The 19,430-nt window shown below is 72.9% G+C and carries 17 protein-coding genes; 7 read left to right on the top strand and 10 right to left on the bottom strand.

The features are described 5' to 3' along the window. Genes ACIQM3_RS07135 through ACIQM3_RS07120 form a run of 4 tightly spaced genes read left to right on the top strand, consistent with a single transcriptional unit; the run spans position 1 to position 4,065 of the window. Positions 1–1,092, top strand: a complete 1,092-nt coding sequence (locus tag ACIQM3_RS07135; RefSeq protein ID WP_401619804.1) for an ABC transporter permease — start codon at positions 1–3, stop codon at positions 1,090–1,092. Next, positions 1,089–2,009, top strand: coding sequence for an ABC transporter permease (locus ACIQM3_RS07130; protein ID WP_401619801.1), 921 nt, complete (start codon positions 1,089–1,091; stop codon positions 2,007–2,009). Before ACIQM3_RS07135 ends, ACIQM3_RS07130 begins: the two co-directional genes overlap by 4 nt. After that, positions 2,006–3,067 carry an ABC transporter ATP-binding protein gene (locus ACIQM3_RS07125; RefSeq protein WP_401619799.1) on the top strand — a complete coding sequence of 354 codons (1,062 nt, stop codon included), beginning with the start codon at positions 2,006–2,008 and terminating at the stop codon, positions 3,065–3,067. The genes ACIQM3_RS07130 and ACIQM3_RS07125 overlap by 4 nt, the downstream gene beginning before the upstream one ends. Beyond that, on the top strand, positions 3,064–4,065 hold the full coding sequence (locus ACIQM3_RS07120; protein ID WP_401619796.1) for an oligopeptide/dipeptide ABC transporter ATP-binding protein: 1,002 nt from the start codon (positions 3,064–3,066) through the stop codon (positions 4,063–4,065). The genes ACIQM3_RS07125 and ACIQM3_RS07120 overlap by 4 nt, the downstream gene beginning before the upstream one ends. On the opposite strand, the gene ACIQM3_RS07115 is transcribed toward ACIQM3_RS07120, so the two are convergent. The 10 genes from ACIQM3_RS07115 to rimP form a co-directional block, all read right to left on the bottom strand. Continuing rightward, positions 4,062–5,174, bottom strand: coding sequence for an XdhC family protein (locus ACIQM3_RS07115; RefSeq protein ID WP_401619793.1), 1,113 nt, complete (start codon positions 5,172–5,174; stop codon positions 4,062–4,064). The two genes, ACIQM3_RS07120 and ACIQM3_RS07115, sit on opposite strands and share 4 nt — an antisense overlap. 79 nt (positions 5,175–5,253) lie before the next feature. Beyond that, on the bottom strand, positions 5,254–6,207 hold the full coding sequence (locus ACIQM3_RS07110; protein WP_401619790.1) for a bifunctional riboflavin kinase/FAD synthetase: 954 nt from the start codon (positions 6,205–6,207) through the stop codon (positions 5,254–5,256). Positions 6,208–6,250: 43 nt separating this feature from the next. Further along, positions 6,251–9,808 carry a trypsin-like peptidase domain-containing protein gene (locus ACIQM3_RS07105; RefSeq protein ID WP_401619787.1) on the bottom strand — a complete coding sequence of 1,186 codons (3,558 nt, stop codon included), beginning with the start codon at positions 9,806–9,808 and terminating at the stop codon, positions 6,251–6,253. A gap of 271 nt (positions 9,809–10,079) precedes the next feature. Then, positions 10,080–10,976 carry a tRNA pseudouridine(55) synthase TruB gene (truB, locus tag ACIQM3_RS07100; protein WP_401619785.1) on the bottom strand — a complete coding sequence of 299 codons (897 nt, stop codon included), beginning with the start codon at positions 10,974–10,976 and terminating at the stop codon, positions 10,080–10,082. Beyond that, on the bottom strand, positions 10,973–11,431 hold the full coding sequence (rbfA, locus tag ACIQM3_RS07095; RefSeq protein WP_104789492.1) for a 30S ribosome-binding factor RbfA: 459 nt from the start codon (positions 11,429–11,431) through the stop codon (positions 10,973–10,975). Before rbfA ends, truB begins: the two co-directional genes overlap by 4 nt. Positions 11,432–11,456: 25 nt before the next feature. Next, positions 11,457–11,753, bottom strand: a complete 297-nt coding sequence (locus ACIQM3_RS07090; protein ID WP_401619781.1) for a DUF503 domain-containing protein — start codon at positions 11,751–11,753, stop codon at positions 11,457–11,459. 201 nt (positions 11,754–11,954) lie between these two features. Further along, entirely contained in the window at positions 11,955–15,086 is a 3,132-nt protein-coding gene (gene infB / locus ACIQM3_RS07085; RefSeq protein ID WP_401619778.1) for a translation initiation factor IF-2, read from the bottom strand. A 148-nt stretch (positions 15,087–15,234) separates the two neighbouring features. Further along, complete coding sequence (locus ACIQM3_RS07080) at positions 15,235–15,513, bottom strand: YlxR family protein (RefSeq protein ID WP_078598304.1); 279 nt, start codon at positions 15,511–15,513, stop codon at positions 15,235–15,237. A 199-nt stretch (positions 15,514–15,712) separates the two neighbouring features. Then, positions 15,713–16,753: a transcription termination factor NusA gene (gene nusA, locus ACIQM3_RS07075; protein WP_362937801.1), complete on the bottom strand. Its 1,041-nt coding sequence runs from the start codon at positions 16,751–16,753 to the stop codon at positions 15,713–15,715. Between the two features lie 2 nt (positions 16,754–16,755). Next, on the bottom strand, positions 16,756–17,253 hold the full coding sequence (rimP, locus tag ACIQM3_RS07070; protein ID WP_401619774.1) for a ribosome maturation factor RimP: 498 nt from the start codon (positions 17,251–17,253) through the stop codon (positions 16,756–16,758). A gap of 171 nt (positions 17,254–17,424) precedes the next feature. Between rimP and ACIQM3_RS07065 the strand changes: the two genes are divergently transcribed. Genes ACIQM3_RS07065 through ACIQM3_RS07055 form a run of 3 tightly spaced genes read left to right on the top strand, consistent with a single transcriptional unit; the run spans position 17,425 to position 19,400 of the window. Beyond that, complete coding sequence (locus ACIQM3_RS07065) at positions 17,425–17,949, top strand: hypothetical protein (RefSeq protein ID WP_401619771.1); 525 nt, start codon at positions 17,425–17,427, stop codon at positions 17,947–17,949. Between the two features lie 5 nt (positions 17,950–17,954). Next, entirely contained in the window at positions 17,955–18,449 is a 495-nt protein-coding gene (locus ACIQM3_RS07060) for a ferritin-like domain-containing protein (protein WP_401620054.1), read from the top strand. 36 nt (positions 18,450–18,485) lie between these two features. Continuing rightward, positions 18,486–19,400 (top strand): aminoglycoside phosphotransferase family protein, encoded by a 915-nt coding sequence (locus ACIQM3_RS07055; RefSeq protein WP_401619768.1) that lies wholly within the window; start codon positions 18,486–18,488, stop codon positions 19,398–19,400. Positions 19,401–19,430 lie beyond the last annotated feature (30 nt).

The following is a 19,430-nucleotide window of genomic DNA, read 5'->3' as shown; positions in this document are numbered from 1 at the left end:
ATGAGCACAGAAAGCACTCCCGCGCTCGTGAAGGGCGCGGCGGGCGTGGACGCTGTGCAGACCGACGGCCCGGCTCCGGCCGGGCCGTCGGCCCGCAGTCCACGCGCCCGCAGCACGACCGCCTATCTCCGCTATGCGGCGGGCAAGCTGGCCGGTGCGGCCGTCTCGCTGTTCGCCGTGCTCGTCACCAGCTTCTTCCTGTTCCGTCTGATCCCCGGCGACCCGGTCAAGCAGATGACCGGCGGCCGGCAGGTGTCGACCGAACAGATCGCCGCGATGCGCAAGGAATTCGGCCTGGACCTGCCGCTGTGGCAGCAGTTCACCGAATACTGCGGCAACGCCCTGACCGGGGACTTCGGCACGTCGTACCAGTTCCGTGCTCCCGTCATGGACAAGATCAGCGAGGCGCTCCCCGCGACGCTGCTGCTCACCGGCACCGCCTTCGTGATCTACACGGCGATCGGCATCTGGCTGGGCGCCAGGTCCGCCTGGCGCAACGGCTCGGCCGGCGACCGCTTCCACACCGCCTTCGCGCTGACGCTGTACTCGGTGCCCTCGTTCTGGCTCGGGCTGCTCCTGATCATCACCCTGTCGGTCGGCATCGGGCCCATTCCCGGCATGTTCCCGACCGGGGGCATGGAGTCCGGCAGTGAGAGCGGCTTCGCGTACGTCCTCGACGTGGCCCACCACCTCGTGCTGCCGGTCATCACCCTCGTCGCCGTCGAGTACGCGCGCACCCTGCTGGTGATGCGCTCCTCGCTGCTCGACGAGATGGGCAGCGACTATCTGACGACGGCCCGCGCGAAGGGGCTCCGCGACGACCTCGTGCGCCGCCGGCACGCCGTCCCGAACGCGATGCTGCCGACGGTGACCCTGCTCTTCGTCAACCTGGGCAACACGGTGGCGGGCGCCATCCTGGTGGAGACGGTGTTCTCCTGGCCCGGCCTGGGCGGCCTCTTCTACCAGGCGCTGAGCGTGCCCGATCTGCCGCTGGTGCAGGCGCTGTTCTTCATCTTCGCCGCCGCGGTGATCCTGATGAACACGCTCGCCGATGTGATCTATCCGCTCCTCGATCCCCGGGTGGGCCGATGACGACCACGACCGACGCCGCGCCGACCCTCGGCCCGCGCGCGCTGACCTGGACCCGCCGGCGCCATGCGGCGGCCCGCTTCTGGCGGCAGTACCGGAGCCACCGTGCGGGCCTGGCCGGCCTCGCCGTGCTCGCGCTGATCGCCCTGACCGCGCTGGCTGCCCCGCTGCTGGTCGGCACGGACTCGCTGAGCGTGACTGCCGCGCCGGGCGGACCGCTGGAGGCACCGAGCGCGGAGTTCCCCCTCGGCACCGACCAGTTCGGCCGCAGTCTGCTCGCCCTGCTGGTGTGGGGGACGCGGGTCTCGCTGACCGTCGGCCTGCTCGCCGCCTTCCTCTCGGTGGCCATCGGGACCCTGGTGGGCATCACGGCCGGCCACTTCAAGGGCTGGTACGGCAACGTCGTCATGCGGATCACGGACTGGTTCCTCGTGATGCCGACCCTGGTGCTCGCCATCGCGCTCGCCACCGTGCTCTCGCGGTCCCTCTGGACGACGGTCCTCGCCATCGGCGTGACGACCTGGCCGACGACCGCGCGGCTCGTGCGGGCGCAGACGCTGTCCGTGGAGTCCCGTCCGTACATCGAGCGCTCCAAGGCGCTCGGGGGCGGGCACGGCCACATCATGTCCCGCCATGTGCTGCCCAATGTGATGCCGCTGGTGCTCGCACAGACCACGCTGGTGATCTCCACCGCCATCCTCACCGAGGCGACCCTCGCCTTCCTCGGGCTCGGCGATCCCACGATCGTCTCCTGGGGCGGGCTGCTCCAGGACGCCCGTGAGGCCGGAGCGGTCAGCTCCGGCAACTGGTGGTACCTCGCTCCGCCCGGACTCGCCATCGCGGTCGTCGCCCTCGCGTTCACGCTGTGCGGCCGCACCATCGAGACCGTGCTCAACCCCAAGCTGGGGGTGTCCCGTTGACCGCCGTGAAGACCGAGAGCGTTCCGAAGCCGGAGACCGGGCAGCCGCTGCTCGACGTCCGGAACCTGCATGTCACCTACGGCTCCGGGGCCTCGGCCGTCCCCGCCGTACGGGGAGTCGACCTGCGGGTCGAGGCGGGCCAGAAGCTGGGCATCGCCGGGGAGTCCGGCTGCGGGAAGTCGACGCTCGCGCTGGCGCTCCTGCGGCTGCTACCCGCCTCCGCGACCCTGAGCGGCGAGATCCTGCTGGACGGCGAGGACATCCTCACCATGAAGTGGGGGCGGCTGCGCGCCGTGCGCTGGGCGGGGGCGTCGATCGTCTTCCAGGGCGCGATGCACTCGCTGAACGCCGTGCACCGCATCGGGGACCAGATCGCCGAACCGATCCTGCTGCACGGCAAGGGAACCCCGGCTGCCGCACACAGGCGCGCAGGTGAGCTGCTGGAACAGGTGGGACTCCCGGCCGCACGCGCGGACGCCTACCCGCACGAGCTGTCCGGCGGTCAGCGCCAGCGCGTGATGATCGCCATGGCGCTGGCCTGCGACCCGCGGCTGATCATCGCCGACGAGCCCACCACGGCCCTCGACGTGATGATCCAGGCGCAGATCCTGCGGCTGATCGAACAGCTCGTCAGCGACCAGGACCTGGGTCTGATCATGATCAGCCACGATCTGGCGGTGCTCTCCGACACCTGCGACCGGCTGTCGGTGATGTACGCGGGCCGGGTGGTCGAGGAGGGCCCCGCCAAGAAGGTCTACGAGAACGCCCGTCACCCCTACAGCAGCGCCCTGTCGGCCGCCTTCCCGCGGATCGGCGACCTCTCGTCGCGGCACGCGCCGCGCGGCCTGCCGGGAGATCCGCCGGACCCGTCGGCGCTGCCCTCCGGCTGTACGTTCCATCCGCGCTGCGCTGCCGCTCTGGACTCCTGTGCCACCGAGGACCAGGAGCTGCGGCCGGCCGGCCCGTCCCGGCGGGCGGCCTGTGTGCTGGTGGAAGCGGAAGCCACCGCGACGCCCGGTCCGCACGGCGGTACCGAGGAAGCAAGGAGCACCTCATGACGACCACTCCCCCGGCTCCCCTGCTCAGCGCGCAGGCGCTGAAGGTCGCGTTCCCCGGGCGGCGCGGGGCGGCGACCGCGCGGGCGGTCGACGGGGTGGACCTCGACATCCGTCCCGGTGAGATCGTCGCCCTGGTCGGCGAATCGGGCTGCGGGAAGACGACGCTGGCCCGGTCGTTGCTCGGCCTGGTGCCGCCCACGGCGGGCCGCGTCACGTTCGGCGGCGAGCCGCTCGACTACGGGGGCCGGGCGCTCAAGGCGTACCGCAAGCGGGTGCAGCTGGTGCTCCAGGACCCCAGCGGTTCCCTCAACCCCCGCCACACGGTGTACGACGCGGTGGCGGAGGGCCTGCGCATCCACGGCTACGCGGGCGACGAGCGGGAGGCCGTGTCCGGGGCGCTGGCGCGGGCGGGGCTGCGGCCCCCGGAGCGGTTCTTCCTGCGCTATCCGCACGAGCTGTCCGGCGGTCAGCGCCAGCGCGTCGTGATCGCGGGCGCACTGGTCCTGGAGCCGGAGCTGATCGTCGCGGACGAGCCCGTGGCCTCGCTGGACGCCTCCGTACGCGGCGAGATCCTCGCGCTCCTGCTGCGGCTGCGCGACGAACTGGGACTCTCCGCGCTGGTGGTGACGCATGATCTGGGGCTGGCGTGGAACATCGCGGACCGCGTGGCGGTCATGTATCTCGGCCGGATCGTGGAGACGGGTGACGTCGAGCAGATCCTCACGGCTCCCCGGCACCCGTACACCCAGGCGCTGCTGTCGGTACTGCCGGAGGCGGACGGTGAGCCGGTGCTGCTGACGGGTGAACCCCCGGACCCCTCGAAGGTCCCGTCCGGCTGCCGCTTCCACGCCCGGTGCCAGATCCTCGCCTCGGGCGAGGCGGCACGCGCCGGCGTCGCGGACGCGTGCCGCACGAAGGATCTGCCGGTGCTGGAGGGAGACGGCAGGACCCAGGTGGCCTGCCACTGGGCGGCCGCGGGGGCGGGCGTCGTCTCCTAGGCGCCGCCGCGGTCGTGGTGGATCGCGCCGGCCAGCTCCCCCAGGGGACGGCCGGTGCCGCCCCAGCGGTGCTGGATGATCTCGGCGGCGATGGAGACGGCCGTCTCCTCGGGCGTACGGGCTCCGAGGTCGAGGCCGACGGGTGAGGCGAGGCGGGCCAGTTCCGCCTCGCCCACACCCGCCTCCCGCAGCCGGGCGATCCGGTCGGCGTGGGTGCGCCGGCTGCCCATCACACCGATGTACGCGGCGGGTGTGCGCAGCGCGGCGGCGAGCAGGGGCACGTCGAACTTCGGGTCGTGGGTCAGGACGCAGACGACGGTGCGCGCGTCCACCGGCGTCGACTCCAGGTAGGTGTGCGGCCAGGCGCAGACGACCTCGTCCGCCGTGGGGAAGCGCTCACGGGTGGCGAAGGCCGGACGGGCGTCGCACACCGTCACCCGGTAGCCGAGGAACGCCCCGATCCTCGCGGTGGCCGCCGCGTGGTCGATGGCCCCGAAGACGAGCATGCGGGGCGCGGGGGCGTACGTCTGGACGAAGACGGTGACGTCCTGCATCCGGCGCTCGCCGTGCGCGCCGTACAAGACGCTGCCGGTGGCTCCCTGGGCGAGCAGCCCTCGCGCGTCGTCGGTGACGGCGGCGTCGAGCCCTTCGTCGCCGAGCGAACCGCTGACACGGCCGGTCAGGACAACCCGGCGGGCGCCGGGCCGCGCCGCTCCTGACACCACGGTGGCGAGCGAGACGGGCTCCCCGGCGGCGACGGTGCCGACGAGTTCCCGCAGTCCGTCCCGGTCGGCCGCCGTGACGAAGGGCTGCACCAGGATGTCGATCGTGCCGCCGCAGGTCAGCCCGACGCCGAAGGCCTCGTCGTCGCTGATGCCGTAGGTCCGCAGCTCCGTCCGGCCGGTGGTGAGCGTCTCGGTGGCGACCTCGTACACATCGCTCTCCACGCACCCGCCGGAGACGCTGCCCGCCACCGCGCCCGTCGCGGACACCGCCATGAGGGCGCCGGGGGCCCGTGGCGCGCTGCCCCGCACCGCGACGACCGTGGCCAGGGCGAAGGGCGTACCGGCCGTGTGCCAGTCGCGCAGTTCCGACAGCAGTTCACGCATGGGCGGACGTCCTCCCGGGCTCGACGGGCTCCTGCCACCGACCATGCCCCGGTGCCGGCGTCCGCACCACAGGAAGGCGTCAGGCCCGCTCGTACGCCGCGATCAGCTCGCTGGAACGCTTCACGTCGGCGGCCATCGCCACGAGCAGGTCGTCGATCGACTCGAACTTCAGCATGCCGCGTACGTAGGCCAGGAAGTCCACCGCGACGTGCAGCCCGTACAGGTCGAGGCCGACGCGGTCGATCGCGTACGCCTCGACGGTCCGCTCCGTGCCGTCGAACTGCGGGTTCGTGCCCACGGAGATCGCGGCGGGCATCGCCTCGCCGTTCACCGTGAGCCAGCCGGCGTAGACGCCGTCGGCGGGGATCGCGGTGTGCGGCAGGGTCTCCACGTTCGCCGTGGGGAAGCCGAGCTCGCGGCCCCGCTGGGCGCCGCGCACCACGACGCCCTCGACGCGGTGCGGGCGGCCGAGGATCTCGGCGGCCCCCGCGACGTCGCCCTCGGCGACCAGGCGGCGGGTGAGCGTGGAGGAGAACGGCTCGCCGCCGCCCGCGTCACCGCTCACGTAGAGGTCGATGACCTCGACCTGGAAGTCGTACGTCGGACCGAGTTCGGCGAGGAAGGTGACGTTGCCCGCCGCCCGGTGTCCGAAGCGGAAGTTGGGGCCTTCGATGACCAGCTTCGCGTGCAGCTTGTCGACGAGCACCTTCACGACGAAGTCCGCGGGCGAGAGCTTGGAGAACTCGGAGGTGAACGGCAGGATCATCACCGCGTCCACCCCCAGCCCGGCCATGAGCTCGGCGCGCCGCTGGTGCGGTGCGAGCAGCGGCGGGTGCGTGCCGGGGCGGACGACCTCGCTGGGGTGCGGGTCGAAGGTGACGACGACGGAGGGCACACCGAGCTCGCGCGCCCGCTCCACGGCACGGCCGATGATCAGCTGGTGCCCGCGGTGCACCCCGTCGTAGGAGCCGATGGTGACGACGCTGCGCCCCCAGCCCTCAGGGATGTCCTCCAAGCCACGCCAGCAGTGCACTCTGACCGCTCCTCGCCCGAACCTGTGTACGTGTGTGTGTCCATTACGCAGGTCTAAGACTGCCATGCTCACGTCCCGCGGCCTGCATCGGCATAGGGATCCCGGGCCGCGAACCGTCCAGCGCCTCCATCGTGCGCCGGGCGCCGGGGCCCACGACGGCGGCCCACTCCTGCGGGGCGTCCGCCAGCCAGCGGCCGACGAGGGCCGCGAATCCGGGAACGTCCCGGGCGAGTTCGACCAGGCCGCGGTCGAAGCGGGCCGCGCCCTCGGGCGTCCGTACGAGGAGCATCCCGGTGCGGTGCACCAGCGCCCGTGTGCGGGCCTCGGGGCGGCGGCCGGAGCCGGCCGCCGCCGCCCTCAGCAGGGCGTCGAGGACCTCCGGGTCCCTCCCCTTCTCCTGTTCGAACTCCAGCAGGACCTCCAGCAGCTCCGCCCGCAGCGGCCTCGACGCGGCGCTGCCCGTGGCGGCGAGCACCCGGGCCAGCGCGGCGCGTACGGACGGGGGTACGGGGCGGTCCCGCAGCAGCCCGGCCATCAGGGGCAGCAGGAGTGCCCGGGCGGCAGGACTGTGCTCCAGCCGGAGATCCACATAGGCGGCGGCCTGCGCCCCGGAGTCCTCGCCGTCGCCCCGGCTGTCGATGTAACGGCGTACGAGACCCGGGGCGTGCAGCGCCAGGGCCGGGGTGTCCAGGGCGGCCAGTTCCCGCAGGACACCGTCGGCCGCCTCCCCGGGGAGCGACAGGCGGGCGCGCAGCGCGGCCAGGACCGGCTCGGGGTACTCGGGGAACGCCTCCGTGAGCAGGCCCACCGGCAGCCGGGGGTCTCCGGCGGCGAAGAGCCTCAGGGCCTGCGGCAGGTACCGCCCCCCTGTGCCCGGGTCCCGTACGAGGACGGTGAGCGCCTGGGCGTGCAGGGGTGTGTCGTCCGGCCGGGCCAGCAGGGTGAGCGCCGCCCCGCGCAGCAGGGTGCGGTCAGAGGCGGTCAGGGCGCGGGCGGCGGTGAGCGTGGCGTGGACCGCCGCGGCTGCGCGCCGCTCGGGCCGCTGTTCGTCGCGCGCCCACCGGTCGACGGCCCGGCAGAGGGCGGTCGGTTCGTCCTCGGCGAGAGCGGTGAGCAGTTCGGCGGCGCGCGGGTGCCGGGTGTCGACGAGCGCATCGGTCAGGTCGTCGACGGCGAGGTCCCGACGGGCGTAGAGGAGTGCCTGCGCGGCGGCGGCCACGGTGAGCCGCATCGGCAGGCCCTCCTCGGCGGACAGGGGGCTCTCGTCGGTGAACCAGCGGCACAGCAGTGCCTGCACGGTCCTGGGGTGGGCGGCCAGGCGCCGGGAGACGGCGTCCAGATACCGTTCGCCGCCGTCCGTGCGGGGGGCGCCGTCGGCGGGCAGGAGGCGGCGCAGGAGATCGATCCGGTCGGCTTCGGGCAGCCGGATCCGGCGCCAGAACCACGGCCCGAATTCCGCGTAGGGCCCGAGCGCGGCCGGACCGCCGCCGGACAGGGAGCGCCGGGTGATCCGTCCGGCGAGCACCCGCAGCACCCCGAGGCAGGGCCGGGCGTCGGGGACCCTGAGCAGGCTCTCCCGGAGCAGGTGCACGGCCCACCAGGCGGCGTCGGTGAGCCGCTCCTCCGCGCCCGGGCCGGACGGCAGGCGGTCCATCGCCTCGATCAGGTCGGCCATGCGGTGGGCCAGGGCCGCGTGCCCCTGCCGCCGTTCCAGCAGGAGCATCGCCTGGAGCACGGGGCCGATGCGATGGCGCGGCACAGGAAGGTTGTGGGGTTCCGCCGGGTCCTGCGGGGCGGGCGCGGGCTCTGTGGTGGCCCCGTCCGCGTGCCAGCGGTGGACCAGCGAGTGCAGCGCCGCGTCCAGGTCGAGGTGCGCGCCCTGCACCCAGTCGCCCAGCTCCTCGTGGGCGAAGCGGTACCCCGCGCCCGCCGGGACCAGCAGGCCCTCGGTGAGTACGGCCGAGGCCCAGCCCGTGCGCCAGGGGAAGATCTCCTCGAACGCCGCCCGGTCCAGCTCGCCCTGGCCCGGGCCGAGACAGCGTCTGGCCGCCTCGTGGACCTGGCCGGCCACCTTCGCCGCCAGTCTGCGGACCGCCGTGCCCCTGAGCCGCGGCTCGGCCTGGGCCCCGATCCGGACGGCGATCCGGACGCAGGCGAGGTCCAGATGGGCGGCGAAGACCTCCTCCGTGCCTGGCCTGCCGGGCACGTCGGGGGGCAGTGCCGCCCGCACCTCGGCGAGCAGGCGCAGCGTGAGCGGATGCCGGTCGTGGCCGGGAGCGATCGTGCCGGGCGGGATGCCGTACCGCTCCGCCGCCCGCTCGGCCTGTTCCGCCGTGAGGTCGCCGAGCCGGACCGCGGGCGGCAGGCCTCCGGCGGGCCGCTCCGGGCGGTGCAGTGCCCCCGGGGGGTAGAGCGCGCCTGCGGTCTCCCAGTGCTCGGGGCGGCAGGCGACGACCATCCGCACCTCGTGGGCCGGCAGCCACTCGGCCGTCGCCACGGCCCACCCGGCGAGCCGGTGGGCCAGCAGGGGCGGCATCTCCTCCGGGCCGTCCACGACGACCAGGAGCGGGTTCCCGGAGGCCGCGGCGAGGCGGGCCACCCGCTCGGGGGTGGCCGTCTCCATGTCGCCCCTGCCCCCGGCAGCGGTGATGATCCTGCCGGAGCGCTGCAGCGCCCTGGTCATGGCGTCGGTGACCGAGGTGTCGTCGGCCAGCAGATCGGCCCCGCGCAGCCAGAGCGTCAGCGCGGGCACGGGCCCGCGGGCACGGCGGTCGGCCAGGGCGGCGAGCTCCGTGGTGCGGCCGGTCCCGGGGGCGCCGACCACGCCGAGCACGGGTCCCGTGCCGGTCTCGAAGGCGGTGAACTCCGCCCTGATGTGGGGGCGTTCGACAATCTCTGTGTCGCAGGGCCGGCTGTCCGCGTGGCCGAGCGAGGTGGCGGTCAGCTGCAGCGCCCCCGCGAGGTTGAGGTCACGGCCGTACCCCGGAACGCTGTTCGCGTTGCGCCGGAGCACCTCGGCCAGCGGCGCCGGAGCGTCCTGGGGAGCCAGCGGCACCGCGAGCCCGGCGGTCTCACGCCCGGCGGTCAGCGCGGTCGAGAGCACACCGAGGACGGCCCCGGTACGCGGGTCCGTCACGGGCCCGCCGACGGCGGCGCCGCCGGAGCGCAGCGCGTCGCGCCCGTCCGTGCCGAGGGCGAGCTCCAGGGCGTCGCCCACGGGGTGGTCGCGTCCGCCCTCGGAGTACGTCGCGGGGGTGGTCCCGAGCACCCGTGCCTCGCGCCAGCCGTGGGCGGCGATCCGCACATAGGTACCCGTCCCGATCTGCTCCCGTACGGCGATGGGGAGCGGCTCCACCCCGAGCGTCCCGGGGCCGCCGGTGCGCAGCAGGGCGAGGCCCAGGGCGGGCAGCTCGGTGATGTCGTCGGGGCCGACGGGACAGCTGCGGCCGTCGGCGGAGTGCAGCGTCAGGGGCACGGAGCGTGCGACGGCCTGGTGGCTGGTGACGACTGTGCCCCGGTCGTCCGCGACGAATCCGGTCCCCCGCGGCCGGCCGGCCTGATCGCAGATCTTCACAAGTTTCGACCGGTCCCCGCTGCCCATGGTCCGACGGTAGGTCCCAGATGATCGGCACCGGAAACGCACGGGGCGAAAGCGCCCCCCTCGCACCCCCCTGTCACTCCGAGCGCCCGTCCATCGGGGTGAATCGGCGGGTTCCCGTGGACAGGGATGGGCGCGGGAGGGGGATCGTGGAGCGGGCACGCACCGGGGGGCTGCCCGCTCCACGACGGGCCGGACACGCACCGGAAGGCTGCCCGCTCCACGACGGGCCGACCCCATGGGGAGCCCGCGTGCCCTTCGTCGGACGCGGACGTCAGGCGAAGACGGCGAGGCTCTTGGCCTTGCCCTTCTGTTCCTCGACGAGCACGAGGAACGCCCCGTCGGGCCCGAAGACCCCGACCGGCCCCGGCGGATACGACGGCATGTCCAGCCGCACGCCGTTGAGCAGAAGCTTGGCGCGCTTCTCGTCCACGTCCCAGCGGGGGAAGGCCGATGCGGCCGCCTCCGCAACCGGCATCACGGTCAGCTCCTGCTGGTGCTGGTCGAGGGTGCGCGCCGCGTCGAGGCCGTACGGCCCGACGCGGGTGCGCCGCAGTGCGGTCAGGTGCCCGCCCACGCCGAGTCCCGCGCCGAGGTCGCGGGCGAGGGCGCGGATGTACGTCCCCGAGGAGCACACGACGGAGACGACCAGGTCGACGACCGGGGTGCCGTCCTCCGCGACGGCCTCACGGACGTCGTAGACCCGGAAGGACGAGATGGTGACCGGGCGGGCCGGGATCTCGAACTCCTCGCCGCCGCGCACCCGGGCGTAGGACCGCTTGCCGTCGATCTTGATGGCGCTGACCTTGGACGGCACCTGCATGATCGCGCCGGACAGTGCGGCGACCCCGGCGTCGATGCCCTCGCGGGTCACCCCCGAGGCATCGGTGGACGAGGTGATCTCGCCCTCCGCGTCGTCGGTGACGGTGTCCTGGCCGAGACGGATCGTCCCCAGGTACTCCTTCTCGGTCAGCGCGAGGTGCCCGAGCAGCTTGGTGGCTCTCTCGACGCCCAGTACGAGGACGCCGGTCGCCATCGGGTCCAGCGTGCCGGCGTGGCCGACCCGCCGGGTGCGGGCGATGCCGCGCATCTTGGCCACGACGTCGTGCGAAGTGAAGCCGGACGGCTTGTCGACGATGACAAGTCCGTCCGGCGTTTTGTTCTGCGTCATGCGGAAGGTGAGCCCTCGCCGTTCTCGTCCTCGTCCTCCGGCTTGCGGTACGGGTCCGCGTCTCCGGCGTACGTGGCACCCGAGGACGCCTCGCGGACCTTGGCGTCCGAGGCACGTGCCCGGTCGAGCAGGTCCTCGATCGCCTTGGCGTTGTCCGGCAGGGCGTCGGCCACGAAGGCCAGCGTCGGGGTGAACTTCGTCCCCGCCGCCGCACCGACCGCCGAGCGCAGGATGCCCTTGGCGCTCTCCAGACCGGCGGCCGCGCTGGCCCGCTCCTCGTCGTCGCCGTAGACCGTGTAGAAGACCGTGGCCTCCCGCAGGTCGCCGGTGACACGGGTGTCCGTGATGGTCACGTGCGTGCCCAGACGCGGGTCCTTGATACCGCGCTGCAGTTTCTCGGCGACCACCACCTGGATGAGGTCCGCCAGCTTCTTTGCCCGCGCGTTGTCGGCCACTGGTCCTTCTCCTTCTGATACGTGCTCAGTCTTCTTCGTCGTTGTGCAGCCGCCGTCGTACGGACAGCAGCTCCACCTCCGGCCGGCCGGCGATCATGCGCTCGCACCGGTCGAGTACGTCTGTGAGGTGCCCGGTGTCCCCGGAGACCACGGCAAGACCGATCTGGGCCCTGCGGTAGAGGTCCTGGCCGCCCGTCTCCGCGACGCTCACCGCGAACTTGCGGTGGATCTCGGCGACGATCGGGCGGACGACGGAGCGCTTCTCCTTCAACGACCGTACGTCGCCGAGGAGCAGATCGAAGGACAGTGTCCCCACATACATGTATGTCCGGATGTCCCGCCGGTTCGGGTTCGGGGTCCGGGGTCGTCCCCCGGACTGGCACAGCCACGCCCCGCCTTCACCCGGCGGGGACATCCGAACCGTACACGGAACGGCCGGGGCCGATCGACGGAAATACGACCCGTCGACCGGCCCCGACCGTGCAGGAGAGCCCGGGGGTCACCCCCCGGGGTTCCCCGTGGATCAGCCTCGCGGCTTCTCGCGCATCTCGTACGTCGCGATGACGTCGTCGATCTTGATGTCGTTGAAGTTTCCGAGGTTGATACCACCCTCGAAGCCTTCGCGGATCTCGGTGACGTCGTCCTTGAAGCGGCGCAGACCGGAGATGTTGAGGCTCTCCGCGATGACCTTGCCATCACGCAGCAGGCGCGCCTTGGTGTTGCGCTTGACCTCGCCGGAGCGGACCAGCACACCGGCGATGTTGCCCAGCTTGGACGAGCGGAAGATCTCGCGGATCTCCGCCGTGCCGAGCTCGACCTCTTCGTACTCCGGCTTGAGCATGCCCTTGAGGGCCGCTTCGATCTCTTCGATCGCCTGGTAGATGACCGAGTAGTACCGGACGTCCACGCCCTCGCGCTCGGCCATCTGCTCGGCACGCCCTGCGGCGCGCACGTTGAAGCCGATCACGATGGCGTCGGAGCCGGTCGCCAGGTTGATGTCCGACTCGGTGACCGCACCCACACCGCGGTGCAGGATCCGGATGTCGACCTCTTCACCGACGTCGAGCTGGAGCAGCGAGGACTCGAGAGCCTCCACCGAACCGGACGCGTCGCCCTTGATGATGAGGTTGAGCTCCTGGACCAGACCGGCCTTGAGCGCCTCGTCCAGGTTCTCCAGGGAGAACCTGACACCCTTGCGGGCGAAGTTGGCGTTGCGCTCACGGGCGGCACGCTTCTCGGCGATCTGACGGGCCGTACGGTCCTCGTCGACGACCAGGAGGTTGTCGCCGGCACCCGGGACGTTCGTGAGACCCAGGACCAGGACGGGGGTCGAGGGACCCGCTTCCTGGACGTTCTGACCGTTGTCGTCGAGCATCGCCCGGACACGGCCGTATGCGTCGCCGACGACCACCGTGTCACCGATGCGCAGCGTTCCGCGCTGGACGAGGACGGTCGAGACGGCACCGCGGCCGCGGTCGAGGTGGGACTCGATCGCAATACCCTGCGCGTCCTGCTCCGGGTTGGCCCGCAGGTCGAGCGAGGCGTCGGCGGTGAGGACGACGGCCTCCAGCAGTGCCTCGATGTTGAGGCTCTGCTTGGCGGAGATGTCGACGAACATCGTGTCGCCGCCGTACTCCTCCGCCACCAGACCGAACTCGGTGAGCTGACCGCGCACCTTGGTCGGGTCGGCACCCTCGACGTCGATCTTGTTGACCGCGACCACGATCGGCACCTCGGCCGCCTTGGCGTGGTTCAGCGCCTCGATCGTCTGGGGCATCACACCGTCGTTCGCCGCCACCACGAGGATCGCGATGTCGGTCGACTTCGCACCACGTGCACGCATGGCGGTGAACGCCTCGTGACCCGGGGTGTCGATGAAGGTGATACGGCGGTCCTCGCCGTTGACCTCGGCGCCGACCTGGTAGGCACCGATGTGCTGCGTGATGCCGCCGGCCTCGCCCGCGACGACGTTCGTCTTGCGGATCGCGTCCAGCAGTCGGGTCTTACCGTGGTCGACGTGACCCATGACGGTCACGACCGGCGGACGGGAGACCAGGGCCTCTTCGCCACCCTCGTCCTCGCCGAACTCGATGTCGAAGGACTCGAGCAGCTCGCGGTCCTCCTCCTCCGGGCTGACGATCTCGAGGACGAAGTTCATCTCGTCCGCGAGCATCCGCAGCGTGTCGTCGGGGACGGACTGCGTGGCGGTGACCATCTCGCCGAGGTTCATCATCACGCCGACGAGCGACGCCGGGTTCGCGTTGATCTTCTCCGCGAAGTCCGTGAGCGAAGCACCGCGGGACAGCCGCACAGCCTGCCCGTTGCCGCGGGGCAGCATGACGCCGCCCACCGACGGGGCCTGCATCGACTCGTACTCCTGGCGCCTCTGCCTCTTCGACTTGCGGCCACGACGCGCGGGACCGCCGGGACGGCCGAACGCACCCTGTGTGCCACCACGGGCACCCGGGCCGCCGGGACGTCCACCGAAGCCGGGACGACCGCCGAAGCCGCCGCCACCACCGGGACGGCCTGCGCCGCCACCACCGGGACCGCCGGGACGGCCTGCGAAGCCGCCGCCACCGCCACCGGGACCGGCCGGACGGCCTGCGAAGCCGCCGCCACCGGGACGACCGCCGCCGCCACCCGGGCGACCGCCGCCGCCACCGGGACCACGGCCACCGCCGGGGCCACCGCCGGGACGCGGGCCCGCAGCGGGACGCTGCGGCATCATGCCGGGGTTCGGACGGTTACCCGAGGGGGCACCGCCCGGACGGGGAGCCTGCGGACGGGGCATGCCGCCCGGAGAGGGGCGTGCGCCACCCTGGCCCTGGGGACGCGGGGCGCCACCGGGACCACCCTGGGGGCGCGGGGCGCCGGGGCGCTCCTGACCGCCGCCGGGGCGCGGGGCACCGCCGGGACGGGGCGCCTGGGGGCGCGCCATGCCGGTGGAACCGCCGGAGGTGAAGGGGTTGTTGCCCGGACGGGGACCGGCCGGACGGGCGCCACCGGGGCGCGGGGCGCCCTGGCCCGCGGGACGCGCGGGGCGGTCGCCGCCACGCTCGCCACCACGGCCGCCGTCACGCTGGCCACCGTCGCGGCCACCGTCACGCTGACCGCCGGCCGGAGCCGGACGGGCGGGACGGGGACCCGGGGTGGCACCCGCGGGACGCGGGGCCTGCTGCGGTGCGGCAGGCTGCTGCGGCGCGGCCGGCTGCTGGGCCGGAGCCGGTGCCGAGAACTCCGCGGCGGGCACCGGGGTGACCGGGGCGGGCTTCGGCGCGGGCTTGGGGCCCGGACGGGGGCCCGCAGACGGCGCGGAGGGCGCTGCGGGGGTGCTGCTCGCCGGGGTCTCCGCGGCGGCCGGCTTGGGGGCCGGGGCGCCGGGCTTCGGGGCAGCGGGACGTGCCGCAGCGGCCGGGGAGGGCGCTGCGGGCTTCGAGGGGGCGGCCTTGCGGGGCGCGCCAGGCTTTGCAGCGGACTTGCCGGCGTTGCCACCGGGACCCTGCAGTGCGTCAGTCAACTTGCGTACGACCGGCGCCTCGATCGTCGAGGACGCCGAACGGACGAATTCACCGAGTTCTTGGAGCTTGGCCATGACGACCTTGCTCTCCACTCCGAACTCCTTGGCGAGTTCGTATACCCGGACCTTAGCCACTTCGCTCCTTTTAGGTCCGGGTTACCGCCGGACCGTCGCTACTTCATGGGCGTACTCATCGCGTACTCATCGAGTGCTCATCGCAATCTCGACCTACTTCCAACTCGCGAGGTACCTGACCGCACGGGGACCCGTGCCGTTCACTTTCTTACGGTGTCACCCGCTCGACGAACCGCTGCAGTGCCGCGGAGTCGAACGGCCCCTTGGCCTTGAAGGCCCGGGGGAATGCCCGGCGGCGGACCGCCAGGTCGAGACAGACAGAGGCGGGGTGTACATACGCACCCCGGCCGGGCAGCGTACCGCGTGGATCAGGGACAACATCTCCCTCGTCCACCACGATGCGCAGCAGCTCGCTCTTGGCCGCTCGCTCCCGGCATCCCACACAGGTTCGCTCGGGGCAAGCGCGGGCGTGCGTCCGGCCAGACACGTTTAAGTCTACCTCCCCGCACCGACCTCACCCCTTGGGGGCAAAAATCGAACGGATGTTGTCGTGATCTCAGCGGCCTGGCGCCTCGATCTATTCCTTCGGAGACCCGTCCGGAGACCCGTCCGGAGACCGTCCAGGGCCTGTCCGGGGGCCCGGACGGACCCGCACCCGGGGCAGGCTCCGGGCGCGGGTCCGCGGGTCAGCCGCGCTCGGAACGCTCCCGGGCGCGCTCGGCACGCTCACGGTCCGCGACGTCGCGCTCCTCGTCGGTCTCGGTGTCCGGGCGGATGTCGATGCGCCAGCCGGTGAGACGGGCGGCCAGGCGGGCGTTCTGCCCCTCCTTGCCGATCGCCAGCGACAGCTGGTAGTCCGGCACGGTCACCCGGGCGGAGCGCGTCCCGAGGTCCACGACCTCGACCTTGCTCACCCGTGCGGGTGACAGAGCGTTGGCGACCATCTCGGCGGGGTCGTCCGACCAGTCCACGATGTCGATCTTCTCGCCGTGCAGCTCGGCCATGACGTTGCGCACACGGCTGCCCATCGGGCCGATACAGGCACCCTTCGGGTTGAGGCCGGCCCGGGTGGAGCGTACGGCGATCTTGGTGCGGTGACCCGCCTCGCGGGCGATGGCCTCGATGACGACCGAGCCGTCCGCGATCTCCGGAACCTCCAGCGCGAAGAGCTTCTTCACCAGGTTCGGGTGGGTGCGCGAGAGCGTCACGGACGGGCCGCGCACACCCTTGGCCACCCGTACGACGTACGTACGCAGCCGCAGGCCGTGGGTGTACTCCTCGCCCGGGACCTGCTCCTGGACCGGCAGGATCGCTTCCAGCTTGCCGATGTCGACCAGGACGTTCTTCGGGTCCTTGCCCTGCTGGACCAGGCCCGTGACGACGTCACCCTCGTGGCCCGCGTACTCCCCGAACGTCCTGTCGTCCTCGGCGTCGCGCAGACGCTGCAGGATGACCTGCTTGGCGGTGGTCGCGGCGATACGGCCGAAACCGGACGGCGTGTCGTCGAACTCCTTGGGCTCCTGGCCCTCTTCGAGCTCGGCCGGGTCGTCCTTGGCCCACACCGTGACATGGCCGCCGGCGTCCAGCTCGACGCGCGCACGGCGGTGGCTGCCGTCGGTGCGGTGGTACGCGATGAGGAGGGCCGACTCGATCGCCCCGACGAGCACGTCGAAGGGGATCTCCTTGTCCTGCGCCAAGCCCTTCAGAAGCTTCACATCGATGTCCACGGCTACGCCTCCTCTTCCTTCTTGTCCTTGCGGTTGAATTCGATCTCCACGCGCGCCTTGGCGATCTCGTCGAAGGTGACACGGCGCGACGTGGGCTTGCGGCCCTTGACGCCCGGTACTTCCAGATCGAGTCCCTCGTCGTCCACCCCGAGGATGCGGGCCACCAGCTCGCCGCCCTCACTCAGGGTGAGCCTGGCCAGCCGGCCGGTGGCACGTACGTAGTGGCGGTGCTCGGTCAACGGGCGGTCGGCGCCCGGAGAGCTCACTTCGAGGACGTACTCGCCCTCACCCATGGCGTCGGTCTCGTCCAGCGTCTGCGAGATGCCGCGGCTGAGCTCCGCGCAGGTGTCGAGCTCCACGCCGTCCTCGGAGTCCACGATGACCCGCAGCACCCGGCGGCGGCCCGCCTGGGACACCTCGATCTCCTCGAGGTCCAGCTCCTTCGCGCTGACGAGCGGCTCCAGCAATTCGCGCAGCCTGTCGCTCTGGGTGGTGCTCATCCGGGTGACTCCTCGGCCGCGTGTGCTGTTGTGGGGATCGTCGCGTGTCAGGTCAAAGGGTATCCGGTCCGCAGGGGTGTTGCCGTCCGCCTCTCGTCCGGCCGCGGGTACGCTCACGTCCGGTGATCACTTCAGGTCAGAAACTGACAAAAACCAGGCTGAAGGAGACAAGTGCACCGCACGGGGACGACGCGCAGGAGTGCGCTCACCGCTACGGGAGCCCTGGCCCTGGGTGCGGTTCTGACAGGTTGCGGGGACGGGGCGGAGACACCGAGCGCTTCGGGGGGCGCGGACGCCAGGGCCGCCTCGCTCCGGGCGGGCACCGCGCTGCGTGCGTCGGCGGCCCGTGACAGTGCCTCGCTGCTCTCCCGTTACGAACAGCTCGCGGCCGCCCACCCGGTGACGGAGCCCGGGCTCGCGCCGATGGGGGCCGCGGTGCGGGAGCACCTCGCGGCCCTGGGCGGACCGCCGAAGGCCGCGAGCGGCTCCCCCGCCCCCGCCCCGCCGGCGGCCGCCACCGACGCGCGTGCGGCCCTCAGGGAGCTGGCGGGCGAGGAGCGCAGAGTGGCCGACGGCCGCGCCGCGGCCCTGCTGACCGCCGAACCGGAACTGGCCAGGCTGCTGGCCTCGATCGCCGCGGCAGGCGCGGCCCACGCGTATCTGCTGACCGAGCTGGCCAAGGAGCCCCCGGCATGAACGGCATGACACAGGAGGCCGGCACGGACGACCCGGAGGGCGTGCTGCGTGCCGCACAGGCCGCACTCGCCGCCGAGCACGCCGCCGTGTACGGATACGGGGTGCTGGGCGGCCGGCTGGACGGCGGCCGCCGCAACGACGCCACGGCGGCCTGTGACGCCCACCGGGCCCGGCGGGACGCCCTCACCCGCAGGGTGCGCGACCTGGGCGGTACGCCCGTGGCGGCGCACGCGGCGTACACGCTGCCCTTCGCGGTGCGGGACCCCGCGACCGCGACGCGGCTCGCCGCCGTGCTGGAGGACCGGGTGGCCGGCGTGTACTCCGATCTCGTACGGGCTGCCCGGGGGCCGTTGCGGCAGGACGCGGCGGGCGCGCTCCGGGAGGCCGCGGTGCGTGCGGTGCGCTGGCGCGGCACCGGCGTAGCCTTTCCTGGGCTCACCGAGAAGGCCGCCCCGCCGGAGAACACGGCGGAGGCAGGCGCCACGGGTGTCACGCACTGAGCAACTGAGCACGCTCTGAAAGGGAACAAGGCACGTATGGGTTTCGAACCGCCGCAGCGTCTGGTGCGAGCGCTCGGCGAGACGTACGGGGACGCGGCCGCCGCCGAGTGGCTCGGGCGGCTCCCCGCACTCACCGGCGACGCGCTGTCCGCGCACTCGGTCTCCCTCGACCGGGTCTGCGCCCCCGGCGGGCGGAGCGCTCTCGTCCTTCTGGTGCACCGGGGCGACGGCACGCCTGCCGTGCTGAAGATCGCGCCTCCCGGGGCCGCTCCCGCGCAGGAGAGGGCCGCGCTGGCGCACTGGAAGGGCTGGGGGGCCGTCGAGCTCCTGGCCGCTCCGGACGCGGCTGGGCCCGAGGACGCCCTTCTGCTGGAGCGGCTGCACCACGAGGTGTCCCTGCGCTCCCTGCCCGAGGCGAAGGCGCTGCTGGAGGCGGCGGGCACGGTGCGTCGGCTGTGGGTCGAGCCTCCGGCCGGCCACGTCTTCGAGACCGTCGAGGAGCGCACCGCCCGGCAGGCGGGGCCCGTACGGGCCGCCGCCGAGCAGGACCCCGCGCTCGAACCGCTTGTCTCGGCGGCCCTCGCGGCCCGCGAGGAGCTGGTCCGGGACTCCCCCGAGGCCTTCCTGCTGCACGGCAACTTCCGGCAGAGCAAGGTCCTGGCCGGTGAGCGTGCCCCGTGGCTGGCGGTCGGCCCCGAGCCGGTGACCGGGGAGCGTGCGTACGACCTGGCGCGGCTGGTGCGTGACCGGGTGGAGGATTTGATCGCCTCGCCCGGCGGTGCCGTGACGGCCCGCCGCAGGGTCAAGAAGCTCGCCGAATCGCTGGAGGTCGACCAGGCGCGGCTGCGTGGCTGGACGCTGTTCCGTGCCGTCGAGTCCGGCACGCGGGCGCTGGCGGCGGGGCGCACGCAGGACGGCGAGATGTCACTGGAGTTCGCGGCCTGGCTGTAGGGCCTTTCGTCTGGATCATGCCGGGCTCGC

It is taken from the genome of Streptomyces sp. NPDC091271 (assembly GCF_044757505.1).
Taxonomy (GTDB): Bacteria; Actinomycetota; Actinomycetes; order Streptomycetales; family Streptomycetaceae; genus Streptomyces.
Note: the sequence above shows the minus strand (reverse complement) of the source record. Positions and strands in the feature narration are given on the sequence as shown.

Bases quoted from the DNA above. Each gene is read 5' to 3' on its own strand.
- ACIQM3_RS07130 (WP_401619801.1), top strand. From the start codon at position 1,089: ATGACGACCACGACCGACGCCGCGCCGACCCTCGGCCCGCGCGCGCTG.
- ACIQM3_RS07055 (WP_401619768.1), top strand. From the start codon at position 18,486: ATGGGTTTCGAACCGCCGCAGCGTCTGGTGCGAGCGCTCGGCGAGACG.
- ACIQM3_RS07090 (WP_401619781.1), bottom strand. From the start codon at position 11,753: ATGTATGTGGGGACACTGTCCTTCGATCTGCTCCTCGGCGACGTACGG.
- ACIQM3_RS07135 (WP_401619804.1), top strand. From the start codon at position 1: ATGAGCACAGAAAGCACTCCCGCGCTCGTGAAGGGCGCGGCGGGCGTG.
- rimP (WP_401619774.1), bottom strand. From the start codon at position 17,253: ATGAGCACCACCCAGAGCGACAGGCTGCGCGAATTGCTGGAGCCGCTC.
- truB (WP_401619785.1), bottom strand. From the start codon at position 10,976: ATGACGCAGAACAAAACGCCGGACGGACTTGTCATCGTCGACAAGCCG.
- ACIQM3_RS07060 (WP_401620054.1), top strand. From the start codon at position 17,955: ATGACACAGGAGGCCGGCACGGACGACCCGGAGGGCGTGCTGCGTGCC.
- ACIQM3_RS07115 (WP_401619793.1), bottom strand. From the start codon at position 5,174: ATGCGTGAACTGCTGTCGGAACTGCGCGACTGGCACACGGCCGGTACG.
- ACIQM3_RS07120 (WP_401619796.1), top strand. From the start codon at position 3,064: ATGACGACCACTCCCCCGGCTCCCCTGCTCAGCGCGCAGGCGCTGAAG.
- ACIQM3_RS07105 (WP_401619787.1), bottom strand. From the start codon at position 9,808: ATGGGCAGCGGGGACCGGTCGAAACTTGTGAAGATCTGCGATCAGGCC.